Source organism: Sulfitobacter sp. M13, assembly GCF_053474885.1.
Genome location: NZ_CM130281.1, coordinates 1,093,898 through 1,113,604, shown reverse-complemented (window position 1 = coordinate 1,113,604; position 19,707 = coordinate 1,093,898). Strand labels below are relative to the sequence as shown.

The window sequence follows — 19,707 nt, the reverse complement described above, 5'->3', positions numbered from 1 at the left end:
CCGGTCAGCGCGTCTGGCTGCGGGTTGGGTCAATAGATCGGTGGCTGAGGCTCAGCCGCCGTAATTCGGTGTGCGCTTTTCCAAGAAAGCGGCGATGCCTTCGGCGGCCTCATCAGCGCCGGTGGCGTGGGCCATGGCATCGCATTCCGCGTCCAGCTGGTCAGCCTCGGACACGTCATAGCCCTGCGCGACCAAGCCGCGGATCACCCCTTGGGCATCGCGGGGTCCTGCGGCCAAACGATCGGCCAGCGCCATAGCAGCATCAAACGCGCCACCTTTTTCGGTGACGACATTCACCACGCCCAGATCATGCATCCGCTCTACCGTCACGGGCTGCGCCAGCAGACACATCTCCATGGCGAGCTGACGCGGCAATGCGCGGGCAAGCGAGGCGGTCAGCCCCCCGTCAGGCACCAGACCCGCCTTGACGTAGGCGGCGGTGAATTTGGCACCGGCTGCAGCAACGACCAGATCGCAGGCCAACGCAAAGGACAGCCCTGCCCCGGCAGCACCGCCTTCGACGGCGGCAATGACCGGCACCGGGCTGGACCGGATTGCGCGGATCAGGCTGTGCAATTCGTTGATCTTGCCGCGGCGTTCATCCTTGGGCATGTCGCGGCGCGCGATCAGGACGTTCAGATCGCCCCCTGCGCAAAAGAAATCGCCTTCGGAGGTCAGGATCACGGCACGGATGCGCGGCTCGGCGGCCATTTCAATCGCTTGCGCGATGCAGGCGTAAAGCTCGGGCGACAATGCGCCCCGCTTGTGCGCGTTTCCGTTCCAGATGACGATACGGTCACCCTTGTCTTCGATCCGAGCGCTCATTTCAGTTTCTCCTGAGGGACGCGTTTGAACACGCCTGTGGATGTCGCAATGACCGTGCCGTCTTCGTGGACGAGTTCAGCGTCGATATACACCAGACTGCGGCCACCGCCCTTGATCGTGCCGGTCGCGGTCACGCGACCTGGCATACCAGCGGCCAGAAACTGCGTCGTCAGCGAAATCGTGAGAAACGGGTTCTGGCCCGTGGGGTCCACGCTGAGCGATCCGGTCATGCCACAGGCGTTATCCAGCAAAGTGGCGGCAATACCGCCATGAAGAACCCCATGGCGGTTAAAGTGCTGCGGACCCAGATCAAGAAAGCAGCGCCCGTGGGCCTTGTCGGATATGTCCACGACATATCCGACAAGGGTTTGGGTGCCTGTCTCGTCCCGGATCAGCTGGCTTTCATCAAGCGGCTGCAAGGGCAATGAAACGCTCCAGATGGTGGTCTGTGTCGCCAAAGCGGTGATCGGCCATGATGATACGCTTGGCGATATGAGCCAGTTCGTATTCTTGGGTCATGGCGATACCACCGTGCATCTGGATGCTGTCTTCGGCAACCAGACGGCCCGCGCGGCCCAGCAGGTTCTTGGCGGCAGAGATATGGGTCTCGCGCGCTTTGTACTCCGCTTCGAGGTGGCCAGCCGCAACGATCACGGCGGAACGCGCCTGTTCCATCTCGATCAGCAGATCGGACATCCGGTGCGCAAGCGCCTGGAAGGTGCCGATGGGCTTGCCGAACTGTTTGCGGGTCATCAGGTATTCACGGGTCAGACGCGTTGCCGTTTCCATGGCGCCCAATGTTTCGGCACAGATTGCGACGTTGGCCGCTGCGACGCGGGCCTCGATGGCCTTGAACGCCTTGCCGGCTTCACCCAGACGGGCAGAGGCAGGCACGGACACATCATCCAGCGTGACTTCGGCGGCACGGCCACCGGCCAACAGCGCATAGCCTTGCAGCGTGATGCCCTTGGCGTCCGCCGGAACGAGGAACAGCGAAATACCGTCTTCGTCGCCTGCCGCGCCGCTTTCGCGGGCAGAGACGATGAGCATGTCGGCGTTTTCTGCGTTGACCACAACAGCCTTGCGACCGTTCAGCACGACGTTGTCGCCATCGGCCTTGGCCGTGGACGTGACCTGGTTCAGGTCATAGCGGCTGGTGGGTTCACCGTGGGCAAAAGCCACCTGCAGCGCGCCGCCGATCAGCTCTTCGATGTGGGCCTGCTGGTCATCATTGCCCAAATCGGCAATCAGACCGCCGCCCAGAATGGCCGTATCAAGGAAGGGTTCGACCACGCCCGCACGGCCCAGTTCCTCGAACACAACTGCGATGTCGAAACCAGCGCCGCCAAAGCCGCCCTGATCTTCGGTGAACAGCGCGCCAATGACACCCAGTTCGGCCAGACCGTTCCAGATATCCGCGGAAAAGCCGGAGTCGCTCTCGAGGATCTTGTTACGCGTTGCCGTGTCATATTTGTCGCGCAGGAAACGGCGCAGACTGTCTTGCAGCATTTGGCGTTCTTCTGTCAGGTCGAAGTTCATGCTCCACCTCCCATCGTTGTTTTGGCAATGATCTGGCGCTGGATTTCGTTCGAGCCGCCAAAGATCGACAGTTTACGGTTGTTGAAATATTGCGCGGCGACGGGGCCGGCATTCAACGGATCAGGCAGGGCCAGGTTCGACCCTTCGATCGCTTCGGATGCGAATGGCATCGCATAGGCACCAGCCGCACGGCGCGCGAGATCGTTGATCTCTTGACGGATGATCGTGCCTTTGACCTTAAGCATAGATGCTTCGACGCCCGGTGCCGCGCCACCCGACGCCGCCTTGGAGACGATGCGCAGGTTTGTGGTGCTCATCGCCATCAGGTCGATCTCGACCTGTGCGACGCGCGCCGCAAAGTGCGGGTTCTGCATCAAGGGTTTGCCGCCGGACATCTCGGCTTTGGCGATGCGCTTGACCGCTGTCAGACCCGCTTGCGAGAAACCGACGCCCGCAATGTTGGTGCGTTCGTGAGTCAGCAGGTACTTGGCGTAGGTCCAGCCTTCGTTCTCTTTGCCAACAAGGTTTTCGACCGGTACTTTCACATCCGTGAACCAGACTTCGTTCACCTCGTGGGTGCCGTCGAGCAGGATGATCGGGCGCACTTCGACGCCGGGGGTTTCCATGTCGATCAGCAGGAAGGAAATACCCTCTTGCTGTTTCACGGTCTTGTCGGTGCGCACGAGGCAGAAGATCATGTTCGCGTGCTGACCCAACGTGGTCCATGTCTTTTGGCCGTTGACGATATAGTGCGTGCCTTCGTCGTTCAAAACCGCTTCTGTTTTCAACGAGGCAAGATCGGAACCTGCGCCCGGCTCGGAATAGCCCTGACACCACCAGTCATCGCCCGCCAAGAGGCGTGGCAGCCAGTAATCGTTCTGCTCTTGCGAGCCGAATTTTTGCAGCACGGGGGCCAACATCGACAGACCAAAGGGCACGAGGCGCGGCGCATAGGCGGCAGCGGCTTCTTCTTCGAAAATGTGACGCTGAACCGCGTTCCATTCGGCACCACCGAACTTTTTGGGCCAGTTCGGGGCCAGCCAGCCTTGGGCGTTCAGGATAGCATGCCACTGTTCCTGACCGTCTTTACCAAGCTCTTCACCCTTGCGGATTTTGTCGCTCATTTCCTTGGGGAGCTTTTCCTCAAGAAAGGCCCGCACTTCGGCGCGGAAAGCCTTTTCTTCGTCGCTATAGCTCAGATCCATTTGTCTTCCTCCGGTTTATATTGTCGGGCATTGCGCCCTTGTTCATTTACTTTGCGGCTTGTTTGTTCAGGTCGTCAAAGGTGCGACCCTCTGCAACCAGCTGTTTCAACAGCGGCGCGGGTTCCCAGAACCACGCGTCATCCTTGGCGTAGCCTTCGATGTCGGCCAGCAGCGCCGGCAGACCTTGCAGGTCGGCCCATTTCATCGGCCCACCCCAATAGCGCGGGAAGCCGTAGCCAAAGAGCAGCACCATATCGACGTCCAAGGGCCGTTTCGCAATGCCCTCGCCCACAACCTTTGCCGCCTCGTTGACCATCGCGGCCATATAGCGGCGTACGATTTCTGCGTCGGTAAAGTCACGCGGGATGATGCCGCGTTCGGCGCGCTCGGCGGCGATCAGTTCGGGCACCTCGGGGTTTGGCACCCCACCGCGTGTGCCGGCTTCATAGATGTAGAAGCCTTTGCCGGTCTTCTGGCCAAAGTTGCCGGCTTCGCAGATCTTGTCGGGGTATGTCGGCACGCGTTCGGCAGGGTGGCGCGTGGCCGCCTTGCGCTTGCGTGTGGCCCAGCCAATGTCGAGACCGGCCAGATCGCCCACGGCAAACGGGCCCATGGCGAAACCAAAGTCGACCAGCGCCTTGTCGATCTGGTATGGCGACGCACCATCCAGAACCATATGATCGGCCGCGGTGCGGTAAGTGGCCAGAATACGGTTGCCGATAAAGCCGTCGCACACACCGGCGCGTACCGAAATCTTGTTCAGCGCCTTGCCAAGGGCGAAGCCCGTGGCGACCACATCCGCTGCCGTCTTTTCGGCGACGACCACTTCGAGCAGCTTCATGATATGCGCAGGCGAGAAGAAGTGCAGCCCGATTACATCCGCAGGGCGCGAGGTGCTGGCGGCGATCTCGTCCACATCCAGATAGGACGTGTTGGACGCCAGAATAGCACCCGGTTTGCACACGGCGTCGAGCTTGCCGAACACCTCTTTCTTGACGTCCATGTCCTCGAACACCGCTTCGATCACCAGATCGACCGAGGCGAGGCTGTCATAGTTGATCGACACCTCAAGCGCGGTGTTGGTCATCGCATCGTATTTCATTTGGGTGATCTTGCCGCGCTTCAGCGCGCCCGAAAGATTGCCTGCAATGCGACCGCGCGCGGCCTCTGCGGCGTCAGCCTTCATCTCGATCAGCACAACGTTAAAGCCTTCCAACAGCGCAGCCGTGGCGATGCCTGCCCCCATGGTGCCGCCACCGATGATCCCGATGGATTGCAGCGCGCGTGGCTCTACGCCCTTAAGCTCCGGCAGGTTACCAACCGCACGTTCAGAGAAGAACGCGTGGATCATGCCCTGCCGTTGGTCGGTTTCCATCAGTTCCATGAAAATCTTGCGCTCGGCCCGCATGCCTTCGTCAAAGGGCAGCTCTGCAGCGGCCTGAACAGCGCGGACCGCCTGCGCCGGAGAAATCTGTCCGCGGCCTTTTTTCAGCGTCCCGTCATAGGCCGCATCCCAGTCGATCGGCGCCGGTGCGGCCATCTCGCTCACGGGGCGGCGCGGCGCGTTTTTGGCAATCAGGGTCTCGGCATAGGCGACGCCTACGTCCTCGGGGTCGCCCTCGGTCACCTGATCGACAATGCCAAGGCTTTCGGCTTCGGCCGCTTTGACCTGACGGCCAGAGGTGATGAGATCAAGCGACGGGTCCACACCGATCAGACGCGGCAAACGCTGGGTGGCACCGGCACCGGGGATCAGGCCCAGATGCACTTCGGGCAGGCCCACTTTGGCCGACGGCTGCGCCACGCGGTAATGCGCCGATAACGCGATCTCGAGCCCGCCACCCAGCGATACACCATGCATGGAGGCGACGACGATCAACGGGGAATCCTCGATCCGTTTGCAAACATCAGGCAGGAAGGGTTCTAGCGGCGTTTTGCCGAATTCGGTGATATCCGCGCCGGCGATAAAGGCACGGCCCTCCCCGACTATAACAACGGCTTTGACGCCTTCGTCCGCTTCGGCCTGTGCCATGCCGGCAACCAGACCTTCACGAACAGCATGGGACAACGCGTTGACCGGGGGGTTCTTGATCCGCAGTACGGCCACGTCGCCTTTGCGGGTATATCCAATCTTGTCAGTCATTTAGCATATTCCTTGGTCTAGTCTTGTTTCAGTCGCGGCGGCTCAGCGCAGGCGTGCGCCCGGTGCGCTGTTCAAGCGCCCGCACCAGTTCACGCAACGCGGGGCCGACCTCTTGCACGATACGGGAATCGGGCAAATCATGAGGCATGGCACCGGCGGTGAACGATACCGGTTCGCCGAACTCTTCGGCAAAATAGGGGACACTTACGGCGTTGATCGTGCTGGCATATCTTGTGCCTTCCAACGCGTAGGCGAACCCTTGTTCTATCAGTTGCGAATATCCCTCCGCCTGGAACCTTCGCATATCCGCTTCGGGCGTCAACTGCTCAAAGCGCTCTTCACTAAGTGACGCCACGACGGCCATGCCAGAAGACGACCCAATCAACGGAATCCGGTGTCCCGGCTCCAGCCAGATGGTCGATGCATTCTGCGGGCGCCATGTGCGCACCAGCATCATCTTTTCGGCGTCGCGTACGGCGACTAGCGTAAGCGTGCCCGTATCATCGGCCAGCTGCTGCATCGCATCCGACACCAGATCCAAAAAGTTGACCGCCACCGACGCGACAGAGCCAAGTGCGATGGCCGACGGCCCCAACCGAAAGCGGTCATTGCGCCCGCCGTGGCTAAGATACCCCAGCTCGCATAGCGTATAGGTCAACCGCGACACCGTGGGTTTCGGCAGCCCTGTACGATCCGCGATCTGCGCGTGGGTCAGCCCGCTGTCACTGGCGCGAAAGGCCCGCAATATAGCAAGCCCCCGCGCCAGAGTATTGGCAAATTTCCGATCTGTGGTGTCGCCACTCATCGCGCCGCCATGGGAATAAGCAACGAGATCATCGGGAAGGACATGATCAGCACCAGCACGATCACGTCGACGCTCAGGAAGCGCGTGATACCGGCAAAGATCTTGTCGATCGGAGCCTCTTTGCCCACCACATTAGCGATGACAAAGACGTTCAGCCCGACGGGCGGTGTGATCAAACCGATTTCCAGCAGCTTGATCACCACAACACCGAACCAGATCAGGTTCATGTCATAGCTTTCGACCAGCGGGATCATCAGTGGCAGGGTCAGAACCATGATGCCAATCGGATCAAGGAACATGCCAAGCAGCAGATAGATCGCCGCAATCGCCAGCAGCAGGACCACGGCCGACAGCTCGGCCTCGGCCACTACATTCACAATCATCGGGGCGACGTTGGTCAGCGCGATAAAGGCCACAAAGATCTTGGCCCCCGCCGCGATAAAGAAAATCGCCGCGGTCTGGATGCAGGTTTCTTTCACCGCGTCCCACAGGCCTTGCAGCGTCAGTTTGCGCTGCGCAAAGCCGATGAGCGTTGCCGCGACCACACAAACAGCCGCCGCTTCGGTTGCGGTAAAGATGCCGCCGTAGATGCCACCAATGATCAGCACGAACAGCATCACCGCAGGCCAGCTTTCCGCAGCTGCAGCGAACCGTTCCTTTGTGGAATAACGCGTCGCTGTGGACGGTGCGATTTCAGGCGAGTGCCAGACCCAGACGGCAATCACGAGGATAAAGCCCGCCAGCGTCAGCAGCCCCGGCAGAACACCGGCCAGAAACAGGGACGAAATAGAGGTCTCGGTGAAGATACCGTAGATGATGAACAAAACCGACGGCGGGATCAGTGACCCCAGCGTGCCCCCTGCCGCGACCGATGCCGTGGCAAGACGTGGGTCATAGCCCATGCGCAACATCTCGGGTGTGCAGATTTTCCCCATGGTCGAGGCGCAGGCAATAGAGCTGCCGGTGATCGCCGAAAACCCGCCACAGCCCATGACGCTTGCCATGGCAACACCGCCGGGCAGACGCGTGAGCCAAACCTTGGCTGCATGGTAAATCTTGGTCGTGATGTCGGCGCGATAGGCGATATGTCCAAGCGCCACGAACAGCGGTATCATAGATAGATCGTACGAGTGTATCAGATCGAAGGAGTTCGAGAACACCATCGACGTGGTCGCGCGGATGGCACGTTCTGGCATAAAGGTGCCGGTGCGGAACGCGAAGATAAAGAAGGTGGCGATCGTGGCCACACTGGCCAGAGCAAACGCAATCGGCACCCTAAGCGCCAGCAGGATCAACACTGCGGCAAAGGCAATCAGGCCAATGGTTGACGCGTCCATTACAGCACCTCTTTTTCAGCAAGGAGTTCGATTGTGTGATTTTCTTCGTCCGAGACCGTACCGCCGGACAGGATCGTGCGGACATCGCGGATCGCCAGTTCGGCCAGACGCAGCCAGCAAGCGGCGATGCCGATCACAAACAACAAACGTCCGGGCCATTTGGGCAGGTTCAGGTCGCCGTAGAAAAAGCTGCCCTTTTCCCAAACGCTCAGGAATTCGCGGCCGCCGGCATAGATCAGACCGCCCAAGGCAATCATTCCCATCACCGATCCCAGCACGATCAACCAGGACCGCAACTTGGGCCCGAACCGGTCGGACACAAAGGCCACGCTGACGTGCGCGCGGTTGGCAGTTGCTGCTGCAAGGGGCAGGAGGATGGCCGCGACCATCAGCTCCCGCACCAAAGTAACGCTGTCGGGTACGCTAGATGCGAAGACGGCGCGCGCGACCACGTTGGACGTGATCAAGATCCCCAGCAGGATGACCGCAGCCGCGCCCAACCCCAACAGGATTTTCTCAAGTGGTACCAACATGGTCCCTGCTCCTCCCAAAGCTAATGCTTAGTTGTTATCAGCTGCCCAAGGGTAACCGTTCTCGTCGCGCTCGTTCGTGTATTTCACGATCAACGCCTTGTAGTCTTCCAGCAGCTGTTCGCCGGGAAGGCCGGTGCGGTTGGCTGTCTCGATCCACTCGGCCAGATACTTTTCGCCGCCGGCCACCAGTTTGGCGCGCTCTTCTGCGGGCAGTTCAAGAACCTCGACACCTTCGTCTTTCATCGCTGCAATGGCGTCATCATTGGCGATCGTGATCATGCGACCGAATTCATCGGACAGGTCGGCACCAGTGGACAACAGTACCTGCTGCTGATCTTCGGACAGACCATCGAACATGTCTTTGTTCATGAAGATGCCGACACCACCAACTTGGCCCCAGTTCAGCAGGGTGTAGTTGTCCATAACTTCGGCCTGCTTCAGCGCTGCGACGGCGTAGGAATAGCCCTGGCTACAATCGATCAAGCCAGTGTCCAGCCCTTGGTACGCGTCATAGATGGACATGTTGACCATGTTCGCGCCCTCGTCGCCAAAGACTTTACCGTAGGCCCCTGTACCACGTACTTTTTTGCCCGCGATATCGGCGATCGAACGGATCGCGTCGCCTTTACAACCGATGTTCACCTGGCTGGTGGTCCATGTCCCGATGTAAACAAGGTTCTTGTCTGCCAGATTGTCCGCAATCGCCGGGTTCGAACGCATTAGCTCGTCCGTGGCGCGCATACCGACCCAAGCGTCGGGGTTGCTGACAGGCAGGTCGGCGATGCCATAGGCCGCCATTTCTTGCGGGTAATAGACAGCGATCACGGATCCTATGTCCGCCACACCGTCACCGATGGATTGAACCGCCGCGTTCGCTTTGAACAGCGCACCGCCCCACTGGATGTCCAGACGCAGATCGTTTTCCGACCGCTCGGCCACTTGGTCCGCAAACCACTGCAGCGCGTTGGCGCGGGCACCGCGATTCGGGCCGGCTTCGCCGTGGATCAGGACGGTTTCGGCACCGGCGACAGAGGCTGCAACGCTCAGTGCGGCTGCGAAGGATAGGTTTTTCAAAAAGGACATGTAATTCCCTCCCAAGAATTGTTTCACCATGCGAAACATCGTTTCACTATGTCTCGGGCGCACACTAGGGAGGGGACTTGGAACACGCAAGCGAAACTTAAAACGGCACCGAAATACCGGTGCCGTACAATATTTTACAAATCAATTACAATTACTTAAGCCAGATCAAGACTTGTCACGGCGGTACATAAAGCAGCGTCCGGCGACCGCTTCGGACGGCAAAGCAATTTCGGTCAAATTGTCGAAATACATCCTATCGCTCGACACCATCACGCCTCCAACAGCCAACAAAGGCTCGATCAGAGGCGAAAGAGCACGCGCAAAAGCATCGTTCTTCGCGAGATTATGACCGCCGAGGTCCGCGTGAATCAGCGCGGCATTTGGCCCGAACCGGTTTAACGCGGCCGGCAAGGTTTCATGCACATCGCCCAAAATCAGCTGATGGTCCTCGGGGGTACTATCGGGGTTAGACGCCACGGCCCGTTCGAACACGAATATATCGCGCTCGGGCAGGGTTTCGCGGATGTGGTGAAACGTCCGTCCGTTGCCCAACCCCAATTCAAACACTGGCCCCGTCAATGTCTGCGTCAATGCGGCGGCATGATCGATACACGCGCGCTGTGACACCATACGGTCGATAAAAATTTCCAGGCGGCTCATCACGGTTCTCCTTCGGGTTGGGTCGTACTGATGCAACATGGGGACGCAGCCGCCAATTGTGTACCGCTGACGCTTGGTTTTCACGCTGCCCCCCTAGACGCTTAGGCGTTTATCGGCTTCACTCGATTGGTAATTTTCGCTTTGATGCGCTTGGGATGACCATGGCCCCCCTTCTTGAAGTAAATGATCTGTCGATCGGTTTCAGTGCCGGCCCGTTAGTCGTGGATGGCGTCAGCTTTGCGCTGAATGCAGGCGAAACCCTTGCGCTGGTCGGCGAAAGCGGGTCTGGCAAAACGCTGTCGTGCCGGTCTGTGCTGCGTTTGCTGCCGGATGCAGCGCAGATGCGCGGTGGATCGATCCGCTTTAACGGAGCGGAAGGCCCGGTCGACCTTTTGGCGCTACCCGAGAAAAAGATGCGCGCCATTCGAGGTGACCGCATTTCGATGATCTTTCAGGAACCGATGCGGTCCTTGTCGCCCTTGCACCGCATTGGCGACCAAGTCGCCGAGGTTCTGCGTCTGCACCGCAACATGGGGCGCGGTGCCGCCAAACGCGCGGTTTTGCAGCAGTTCGAAAAGGTCGGCTTTGCCGATCCGCTGCGGGCGTGGCGCAGCTATCCCTTCGAGATGTCGGGCGGGATGCGCCAACGTGCAATGATCGCAATGGCAATGGTCGCCAAACCCGAGCTGCTGATCGCGGATGAGCCGACAACCGCGCTGGACGTGACGACGCAAGCGCAGGTGCTGGGGCTGATCCGGTCGCTTCAGGCTGAAACCGGCATGGGCGTGATCCTTGTGACCCACGATCTGGGCGTCGTGGCTAATATGGCGCAGAAAGTCGTCGTGATGCACAAGGGGCGCGTGATGGAACGGGGCAATGCACAAGATGTGCTGGGCAGCCCCGCCCACCCCTATACCGCCAAGCTTTTCGCCGCCGCCCCGATGATCCCGGCCGTTGCGGCCCCCGCGCCTACGTTCTCGGCCGCCCCTGACGACGTGATCCTTGAACTGCGCAATGTATCCAAGACCTACACCATGCGGGCGGGCGGCTGGCGCAAACCCGTAACCGTATCCGCCTGCCAGAACGTCGACCTGCAACTGCCGCGCGGCAAGACGCTGGCGATTGTCGGCGAAAGCGGATCAGGTAAAACCACCTGCGCCCGCATCGCGATGGGGGCCGAACGCCCCGATGCTGGCGGCGAGGTGCTGTTTCGCCCTGACCCCGCTGCCGCGTCGCTGGCCGTTCATGACCTGTCCCCCGCCGAGCGGAAAGCATTTCAACGGCAGGCGCAAATGGTGTTCCAGGACCCGTATTCATCGCTCAGCCCGCGCATGCGCGTACAACAAGCCCTGACCGAACCGATGGAGGTGCACAACATCGGCACAGCCCGAGACCGCCGCGAAAAGGCGGCGGAAATGCTGCGTTGGGTCGGGTTGAACCCCGATATGCTCGGCCGTTTCCCTCACGCCTTTTCAGGCGGGCAGCGCCAACGTCTGTCGATCGCCCGCGCGCTGACGCTCGATCCGAAGCTGCTGATTTGCGATGAACCCACCTCGGCGCTGGATGTGTCGGTTCAGGAACAGATCCTGACCCTGCTCGAAGACATCCGTGACCGTGCCAACCTGAGCTATCTGTTCATCAGCCATGATCTGGCCGTCGTTGCCCGTATTGCGGATGAGGTCGCGGTGATGCGCGCAGGCGTTATTGTCGAACAGGCCTCGCCCGATACGTTGTTCTACAACCCCCAACACCCCTATACCCGCGCCTTGATTGCGGCACAGCCTGAACCCGATATCAGCCGCCCCATCGACCTTGATCTGGTCGCCAAGGGCGCAGGATCGCCCACGCTTTGGCCAGAGCAGTTCCGCTTTGACGGCGCCCACGCCCCTGCCCTGCGCGAGCTTGAGCCCGGCCATAAGGTACGTTGCCATGCGTAAGCTCTTACTCGCCCTCGCCGCTTCTCTCGCACTTGCGCCCATTGCCGCCCACAGCGACGGCCCCGTGCTGCAGGAAAGCAGTTTTTGGGCACAAGAGGTCAACTCCGGCAACCTGCCCCACGTCGCTGACCGCATTCCATCAGAGCCGCTGGTCGTCGATCTCGAAGCCAAGGGCCGCAGCTTTGGTCGTCAGGGCGGTACACTCCGCACGCTGATCTCGCGGACCAAGGATGTGCGGCAGATGGCCGTCTACGGCTATGCGCGGTTGGTCGGGTACCAATCCGATTACACGCTCGCCCCCGATCTTCTTGCCGCTGTTGATGTGGAAGAAGGCCGCAAGTTCACGCTCCGTCTGCGCCCCGGCCACCGCTGGTCCGACGGCGTGCCCTTTACCTCGGATGATTTCAAATACTGGTGGGAGAACGTCGCCAACGATCCCGATATTACCCCCAGCGGGCCGCCTGATTTTATGATCGTGGACAACCGGCTGGGCAAGGTCACCTTTCCCGACGCGCAAACGGTCGTGTTTGAATGGCAGATCCCCAATCCGAATTTCCTGCCGCTGCTGGCACAGGCCAGCCCGCCGTTCATCTACCGGCCCGCCCACTATCTGTCACAGTTCCACGTGAAGTTCGCCGACCCTGACGCGCTGATCGAAAAGGTCAAATCCGCCCGCGTCAAAAGCTGGGCCGCGCTGCACAACAAACGCGACAACATGTACAAGTTCGACAATCCCGCGCAGCCAACGCTGCAGCCGTGGATCAACACGTCGGACACGGACAGCTCGCGCAAACTGTTCGTGCGAAACCCCTATTTCCACCGCATCGACAGCCGCGGCGTGCAACTGCCCTATATCGACGTGGTGCAGATGACCGTCGTCGGCGGTGGGCTGATCGCGGCCAAGGCAAACGCGGGCGAGGTCGACCTACAGGCACGCGGGCTCGATTTTCCCGATGTGGCGATCCTCAAAAAGGGAGAGGTCGACGGCGGCAAATACCGCACCTTGCTGTGGGCCAATGGTGCCGCCAGCCAGATTGCGATTTACCCCAACCTGAACTTCGCCGACCCTGTCTGGCGCGAAGTGATGCGCGACGTTCGCTTTCGCCGCGCACTGAGCCTTGGCATCGATCGGCGGATGATCAACCGCGCCCTGTACTTTGGTCTCGCCAGCGAAGGCGGCATGTCCGCCCTGTCCCAAAGTGCGCTTTATGACGAAGACAACACCCATTCATGGTCAGCGATGAACCTTGCCCATGCCAATGCGCTGCTTGACGATATGGGCCTGACAGAACGAACCCCCGCCGGCCTGCGCGAACTGCCCGACGGCCGCCCGATGGAGTTCGTGATCGAGACCGCAGGCGAACGCAGCGAGGAAGAAAACGCGCTGGCGATCATCACGGACACATGGCGAGATCTGGGCATCCGTCTGATCATGCGCCCGCTGGACCGCGACATCCTGCGCAACCGGATCTATGCGGGGCGGACGATGGCCTCGGTCTGGTATGGTTGGGACAACGGGCTTCCGGGGCCGTCGACGTCGCCATCCTATCTTGCGCCCACCAATCAGGAATTCTTTGCTTGGCCGATGTGGGGGCAGTATTATCAAACGGTTGGCCAAGCCGGATCGCCCCCTGACATGCAGCCGGCCAAACGCCTGATGTTGCTGGCGAATGACTGGAACCACACCGACGATCCGCAGGTCCGCGAAGACATCTGGAAACGGATGCTGGCCATCCATGCCGAACAGCAGTTCGGTATCGGTATCCTCTCCGAAGCGCCGCAGCCCGTCGTTGTATCGAATGATCTGATGAACGTGCCGGAAAAAGGCATTTGGGCCTTTGATCCCGGCGCGCATTTCGGCATCCATCGTATCGATGAATTCTACTTCAAAGACCCCCATGTGCAGGTAAGCCGATGATATTCCTCAGATACGCCGTCTGGCGTTTCATCACGATGCTGCTGACCCTTTTGGTGGTCTCACTGCTGGTGTTTGTCATTATCAACCTGCCCCCCGGCGATTACCTGTCGAACCAGATCGCTGAGCTGCGTGCCACAGGTCAGGCCGAAGGCGTCGCCAAGGCCGAGTTTTTGCGGCACGAATACGCGCTGGATCAACCGATCTGGAAACAATACCTGATCTGGGTCGGCATGGTGCCGGGGCCGCAGGGGTTTGCGGGGCTGATCCAGGGCAATTTCGGCTGGTCGTTCGAATTCGACCGCCCCGTTGGCGAAATTGTCGGGGACGCCCTTTGGATGACCGTACTGGTCAATCTGGCCGCCGTATTGTTCGTTTATCTCATCGCATTACCGCTGGGGGTGCTCGCCGCGGCTAAATCCGAGACGTGGGTCGATTATACCGCCGGTTTTCTGGGCTACCTCGGGCTCGCGACGCCGAACTTCCTGCTGGCGCTGATCTTGTTCTATTACGGGCATAAATACTTTGACCTGCCGATTGGCGGGCTGATGGCCCCCGAGCTTGAAGGCCAGCCGATGTCATGGGAAAAAGTACGCTCTGTGCTGCTGCACCTGATCGTACCAACCTTTGTGATCGGCACAGCGGGCGCAGCCGCGATGATGCAGCGGCTGCGGGCGAATATGCTGGACGAGCTTGATAAACCCTATGTCGAAACCGCCAAAGCCAAAGGCATGGCCCCCGCACGGCTGCTGTCAAAATACCCGCTACGTGTGGCGTTCAACCCGTTTGTCGCCGATATCGGCAATCTGCTGCCCGCGATGATTTCGGGGTCGGTGCTGGTATCGGTTGTCCTAGGCCTGCAAACAATCGGCCCCTATCTGCTGGTTGCGCTGAAGTCCCAAGACCAATTCCTCGCCGCCTTCATCCTGATGTTCGTGGCCCTGCTGACGCTGATTGGCACGATGATCTCTGACATGCTGCTGGTCCTGCTTGATCCGCGCATCCGTTACGGGGCACGCACCACATGAGCATCCAGCCCGACAACCGTTTTGTTGACACGACCCCTTGGATTGATGATGCCGACCTATCTGCGCCCGAACGGGCCGAGATGGACGCCTCAGTTGCGCGGCTCATGTGGCGCAAGTTCCGCCGACATAAGCTTGCCCTCGTGTCGGGGCTGTTTCTGGCGTTCTGCTATCTGATATTGCCGGTGGCGGGGTTCATCGCGCCCTATACGCCCAACGAACGCAATGCCGAACACATCTATGCGCCGCCGCAAAGCATCAACCTTTGGCACGATGGTGCCTTCATCGGCCCCTATGTCTACAAGACGACGGGAACGGCGGATCTGGTCAATTTTCGCTGGGTCTACGACACCGATACCAGCAAGCCGCGCAAGATTGAGTATTTTTGTAAGGGTGAAACCTACCACCTCTTTGCCCTCATCCCAACCGATACCCATCTGTTCTGCGCCCCGGATGGGGCCACGGTGTTTCTCTGGGGCTCGGACCGGCTGGGCCGCGATGTGTTCAGCCGCATCCTTTATGGCGCGCAGCTGTCTTTGACGGTGGGGCTGATCGGCATCACGGTCAGCTTTGTACTGGGCATCTTTTTTGGGTCACTGGCGGGCTACTTCGGTGGCAAGACGGACTGGCTGGTCAACCGCGCGATTGAAATCCTGCGGTCCTTGCCCGAGTTGCCGCTCTGGTTGGCGCTGTCGGCGGCGGTGCCGTCAAACTGGGGGCCGGTGTCGGTGTTCTTTATCATCTCGATCATCCTCGGAATTCTGGACTGGCCAGGGCTGGCGCGCGCCGTACGCTCCAAATTCCTGAGCCTACGCGAAGAGGAATACGTCAAGGCAGCCGAGATGATGGGTGCCTCGCCCGCGCGGGTGATCCGCAACCACCTGCTGCCGAATTTCATGTCGCATCTGATCGCCAGCGCGACCCTGTCGATCCCTGCGATGATCCTTGGTGAAACCGCGTTGAGTTTTCTTGGACTGGGCCTGCGCGCGCCTGCCGTGAGCTGGGGCGTCATGCTGAATGATGCGCAAAACCTCGCGAGCATCGAAATCTACTGGTGGACCGCCATCCCCATGATACCAATCATCGTGGTGGTTCTGGCGTTCAACTTCCTAGGCGACGGCCTGCGGGCCAGCCTTGACCCGTATAAATCCTGATCCGGTCGGCTTACCCTTTCAGATGGCCTAAATCCCAGGGGGTGCGGGGGGCTGCCCCCCCGCTGCGCTGGCTTAATACCATTCGCCCATTTTGACTTCGATCCCTTCGCCGACCATTGCGGCAAAGGCGGCGGGGTCTTGCGTGCCATCATCGCGCCCGCGGTAGTGATAGGGGTAGACGAACGCGGGTTTGAAGGTCGACACCGCAGCGGCAGCCGAGGTCGCGTCCATGGTGAACGGCAGGTTCATACAAACAAACGCCAGATCGATGTTTTCCAGCGCCAGCATGTCCGGCGTCGCTTCGGTATCGCCAGAGATATAAACGCGGAAGTCGGCGAGGTTCACGATATAGCCGTTGTCGCGGCCTTGCGGGTGGAACTGCTTGCGTTCTTCGGTGGTGTTATAGGCGGGGATCGCTTCGATCGATACTTCGTTGAACATCGCATTCTCGCCGTTGGCCAGCGCGTTCGCCTTGGCCTTTAGCGCGGCGGGCAGCATGTCGAATACGGCGGGATTGGTGATGATTTGCGTGTTGTCACCCACGATACCGGCCAGCGTTTCGGCATTATAGTGATCGCCGTGCTCGTGGGTGATCAAGATCAGATCGGGCGTGGCAAAATCACTGTAGTTCGCAACGTCGCCCACGGGATCGCAGTAGATCACGCCGGCTGGTGTCTCCATCACAAAGGACGCGTGGTCGACGGGGTGAACTTTGACCTCGCCACCGCTGACGGGGAACATGTTGCCGCCGTGGGCTGCGGCTTGTGCGGCATAGGGCAGTAGCGTCACGACACCGGCTGTAGCAGCTGTGGTCGTCAGGAATTGGCGTCTGGACTGTTTCATCGGAACTCTCCTGTTGCAGATGCCTAGATGCTAGCGCCAGCGGAGCCCGTTTCAATGTCACAACTGCGTCAAACGCGCTTAACGGTCGTCCTCGCTTTGCGCGGGGCCTGCGTCTGCCTCTTCTTCCATCGATGCCTGTGCCGCGGCGGTCACCGCATTGCGTTCCTCATCGCTAAGGTCCTGCACCTTTCCATCCGCCAGACGCACCGTGACTTCGCGGTGCGCAAAACGGATGCCTTCGCGTTCGAACAGGGCGCGAATTTCCTCGTAGACCTTCTTGCGCACCAGCCATTGATCCCCCGGTTTGGTCATAAACTTGACTCGGATAATCATCGCAGAGTCCTGCATTTCGATGACGCCCTGCGATTTGAGCGGCTGGATAAAGTTATCGCCGATCACCGGATCATCCAGCAGTTCGATGCCGAGCTTTTGATCAGCTTGCGAACCCGTTCGACATCCGTGTCATAGGTCACACGCAAGGGCAGCTTCATAATCACCCAGTCGCGGCTATAGTTCGTCATCACCTGCAGCTCGCCAAATGGGATGGTGTGTAGTGCGCCCAGATGGTGGCGCAGCTGGAATGACCGGACAGAGATTTTCTCTACGGTGCCCTTCACCCCGCCCACGTCGAGGTATTCGCCTTTGCGAAAGGCGTCATCGAACAGGAAGAATGCACCGGCAAAGATATCGCGCACCAGCGCCTGACTGCCAAAGCCGACAGCAACGCCGACGATCCCTGCGCCGGCAAACAAGGGGCCGACGTTGATCCCGAATTCCATCAACACGATCAGGGCGATGGTCACGATCAGGACGATCAGCACAAAGTTGCGAAACAGCGGCAGCAGCGTTGCCAGTCGGCTGGCCGAGGACGCCCCGCTGCCTTCGTCGCCCAACTCTGCCTCCGGCTGATCGGCAGTTTCGGCTTCAATCTTGCTATCAATCCAGATGCGGAAGGCGTGATAGATGACATAGCCGATAAACAGGATCACCATCACGTCCAGCAGCTTGTCCGCGTGGCTCTCGACCATCACCGTGGCCTCGGTGTCCCAAATAAAGAAAAACGCGTAAGCCCCGCTGACGAAAGCGAGGATACCGGCCACCCGTCGGGCCAAGCTCTCGAAACTGGTCAGGCTCTGACGCGGTGCCAATGCGGCCTGTTCAGCGGCCGTATCCAGCGCATTCGTGCCATCCGCGCCCGTGATATCTGCGGCTATCGCATCGCCATCGTCCGGCAAAATACCGGCCTGTTTCTCGCGGCGCAGCGCGTTCAGGCAGCGCATCATCCGTGCGCGCGCAAAGCCGCGCTCGATGGCATAGTTGATCACGCCATAGACCACGATGATCGACACCAAGATACCGTAAGCCCCCGCGATCAGCGGCACAGAGCTAGGGTTTTCAAGCACCAGATCATAGGTCAGTTCGACCCAGGCGAAAAGCGCATAGGCCACCACCAGCGGGGCCCAGACCCGCGACATGAAACGCCCAACCGCGCTACATTCCGAAGCGGGTTTGCCCTGCCGAAGCGCGTTTGAAATGGCCCGCCGGTTGACCCAGATCATCAGGATATTGGCGACCACAATTGCCGCTGACATCAGCGACGCAATGAACGCGTAGACGTCGTAGTTCAGTCCCAGCTCTCCGATCCATATCCCGAACAGGATCGCGCAAGTGTCTAGGCTGGCCATCATCCACAGCCAGCGATGCAGGCGTTTGGCATCGCGGTCGCTGAACACCGGAATACGGTATTGCGTCAGGAACGGCGACAGGATCATCCGCCACAGCCCTGCCGCCACGCGACAGACAAAATAGCCGATGTTGATCAACGTCGCAGTGAACTGGATCGCGGTATCTTCAAGTGGGCCGAACAACAACGCCCCGAGGACATAGGCGACCAGCATCGACACCAGCACGCCGATGATACCCATGAAAAAGCGAAACACCAGGAACGGCATCTTTTCGGCATAGCCGACGGGGGCCTCCTGAACCTTGGCGGTAACAAACCTGCGCGCGATCCGTTTGCCAAAAACCTCTACCTCGACCACGACCCCGACAGCAAAAAGCGCGAGCGCAATCAACAGCGTCTTACCAAAGGCCCACAGCGTGCCATCCGGGCTTGCGGCGCGCAGGATATAGACGACCTCGTTGATCGCGTCGGGCAATTGCACGATGCGCTCGATCAAGGCGGTGCGGAATTGGTTGCCGCGTTCTTGCAGGTGCATCAGCGGAGAGGTGTCTTTCGCCAGCACGTCCTCTGGCTGCGCACCCTCGCCTGTTTGGGCAGGGGCGGGCTGGTTCAGCAGCCCGCCTGCGCTGTCGACGACCACCACGCTCACGCCGCTTTCGGCAGCCTGTTTGATGACCTCTTGCAGCCGTGCGGCGTCGGTATCTGTGTCGCTGGCGGCTTTTTCTTGCGCTTTTGGCAAAAGGGATAGAACCCCTTGCGCCGTTGAGGCGTTAGCTAGGGATAGGAACCAAAGCGACAAAAAGAGGGTGAAGATAAAATGCCGCATATGTCCTCGCTCGTGATGTGGGGGAGCAGGAGTAGAACGCTATGCGACCCCCGTTACCATTGCAATATGAACCCCGCGGCCCCACCTAGTTCCCCTGACGATGAACCGCGAAGGAAGACGACCATGACACGCGCCGCATCCTCCGGGCAGCCCGCCCCCCGTATCAACACTGGCCAGCCGGCCGCATTCAAGG

The 19,707-nt window shown here is 59.9% G+C and carries 15 protein-coding genes and 1 pseudogene; 4 read left to right on the top strand and 12 right to left on the bottom strand.

Annotation, left to right across the window (positions count from 1 at the left end; all coding sequences use genetic code 11):
• Nucleotides 1–51: 51 nt before the first annotated feature.
• From ACVBAU_RS05295 to ACVBAU_RS05250, 10 genes are all read right to left on the bottom strand, one after another.
• Nucleotides 52–825, bottom strand: a complete 774-nt coding sequence (locus ACVBAU_RS05295; protein ID WP_335745039.1) for an oxepin-CoA hydrolase, alternative type — start codon at nucleotides 823–825, stop codon at nucleotides 52–54.
• Complete coding sequence (locus tag ACVBAU_RS05290) at nucleotides 822–1,250, bottom strand: PaaI family thioesterase (RefSeq protein WP_335745038.1); 429 nt, start codon at nucleotides 1,248–1,250, stop codon at nucleotides 822–824. Before ACVBAU_RS05290 ends, ACVBAU_RS05295 begins: the two co-directional genes overlap by 4 nt.
• Nucleotides 1,231–2,364: an acyl-CoA dehydrogenase family protein gene (locus ACVBAU_RS05285; RefSeq protein WP_335745037.1), complete on the bottom strand. Its 1,134-nt coding sequence runs from the start codon at nucleotides 2,362–2,364 to the stop codon at nucleotides 1,231–1,233. The genes ACVBAU_RS05290 and ACVBAU_RS05285 overlap by 20 nt, the downstream gene beginning before the upstream one ends.
• Nucleotides 2,361–3,569: an acyl-CoA dehydrogenase family protein gene (locus ACVBAU_RS05280; RefSeq protein ID WP_138924097.1), complete on the bottom strand. Its 1,209-nt coding sequence runs from the start codon at nucleotides 3,567–3,569 to the stop codon at nucleotides 2,361–2,363. Before ACVBAU_RS05280 ends, ACVBAU_RS05285 begins: the two co-directional genes overlap by 4 nt.
• Before the next feature lie 46 nt (nucleotides 3,570–3,615).
• Nucleotides 3,616–5,712, bottom strand: a complete 2,097-nt coding sequence (locus ACVBAU_RS05275) for an FAD-dependent oxidoreductase (protein ID WP_448328292.1) — start codon at nucleotides 5,710–5,712, stop codon at nucleotides 3,616–3,618.
• A gap of 28 nt (nucleotides 5,713–5,740) precedes the next feature.
• A complete protein-coding gene (locus ACVBAU_RS05270; protein WP_138924099.1) occupies nucleotides 5,741–6,517 on the bottom strand; it encodes an IclR family transcriptional regulator in 777 nt (258 codons plus the stop codon).
• Nucleotides 6,514–7,854 carry a TRAP transporter large permease gene (locus tag ACVBAU_RS05265; protein ID WP_138924100.1) on the bottom strand — a complete coding sequence of 447 codons (1,341 nt, stop codon included), beginning with the start codon at nucleotides 7,852–7,854 and terminating at the stop codon, nucleotides 6,514–6,516. The genes ACVBAU_RS05270 and ACVBAU_RS05265 overlap by 4 nt, the downstream gene beginning before the upstream one ends.
• On the bottom strand, nucleotides 7,854–8,387 hold the full coding sequence (locus ACVBAU_RS05260) for a TRAP transporter small permease (RefSeq protein ID WP_138924101.1): 534 nt from the start codon (nucleotides 8,385–8,387) through the stop codon (nucleotides 7,854–7,856). The genes ACVBAU_RS05265 and ACVBAU_RS05260 overlap by 1 nt, the downstream gene beginning before the upstream one ends.
• A gap of 27 nt (nucleotides 8,388–8,414) precedes the next feature.
• Nucleotides 8,415–9,470 carry a C4-dicarboxylate TRAP transporter substrate-binding protein gene (locus ACVBAU_RS05255; protein WP_448328289.1) on the bottom strand — a complete coding sequence of 352 codons (1,056 nt, stop codon included), beginning with the start codon at nucleotides 9,468–9,470 and terminating at the stop codon, nucleotides 8,415–8,417.
• Nucleotides 9,471–9,635: 165 nt separating this feature from the next.
• On the bottom strand, nucleotides 9,636–10,130 hold the full coding sequence (locus ACVBAU_RS05250) for a class I SAM-dependent methyltransferase (protein WP_138925178.1): 495 nt from the start codon (nucleotides 10,128–10,130) through the stop codon (nucleotides 9,636–9,638).
• Between the two features lie 161 nt (nucleotides 10,131–10,291).
• Here ACVBAU_RS05250 and ACVBAU_RS05245 point away from each other — a divergent pair, with 161 nt between their 5' ends.
• Genes ACVBAU_RS05245 through ACVBAU_RS05230 form a run of 4 tightly spaced genes read left to right on the top strand, consistent with a single transcriptional unit; the run spans nucleotide 10,292 to nucleotide 16,161 of the window.
• Nucleotides 10,292–12,067, top strand: coding sequence for an ABC transporter ATP-binding protein (locus tag ACVBAU_RS05245; RefSeq protein ID WP_448328287.1), 1,776 nt, complete (start codon nucleotides 10,292–10,294; stop codon nucleotides 12,065–12,067).
• Complete coding sequence (locus tag ACVBAU_RS05240) at nucleotides 12,060–13,985, top strand: ABC transporter substrate-binding protein (RefSeq protein ID WP_448328285.1); 1,926 nt, start codon at nucleotides 12,060–12,062, stop codon at nucleotides 13,983–13,985. Before ACVBAU_RS05245 ends, ACVBAU_RS05240 begins: the two co-directional genes overlap by 8 nt.
• Nucleotides 13,982–15,010 (top strand): ABC transporter permease, encoded by a 1,029-nt coding sequence (locus ACVBAU_RS05235; protein WP_138924105.1) that lies wholly within the window; start codon nucleotides 13,982–13,984, stop codon nucleotides 15,008–15,010. The genes ACVBAU_RS05240 and ACVBAU_RS05235 overlap by 4 nt, the downstream gene beginning before the upstream one ends.
• Complete coding sequence (locus tag ACVBAU_RS05230) at nucleotides 15,007–16,161, top strand: ABC transporter permease (protein ID WP_448328282.1); 1,155 nt, start codon at nucleotides 15,007–15,009, stop codon at nucleotides 16,159–16,161. Before ACVBAU_RS05235 ends, ACVBAU_RS05230 begins: the two co-directional genes overlap by 4 nt.
• A 72-nt stretch (nucleotides 16,162–16,233) precedes the next feature.
• Here ACVBAU_RS05230 and ACVBAU_RS05225 read toward each other — a convergent pair whose 3' ends face one another.
• A complete protein-coding gene (locus ACVBAU_RS05225; protein WP_138924107.1) occupies nucleotides 16,234–17,004 on the bottom strand; it encodes an MBL fold metallo-hydrolase in 771 nt (256 codons plus the stop codon).
• Between the two features lie 78 nt (nucleotides 17,005–17,082).
• A pseudogene (locus ACVBAU_RS05220) lies at nucleotides 17,083–19,514 on the bottom strand (mechanosensitive ion channel family protein).
• Nucleotides 19,515–19,707 lie beyond the last annotated feature (193 nt).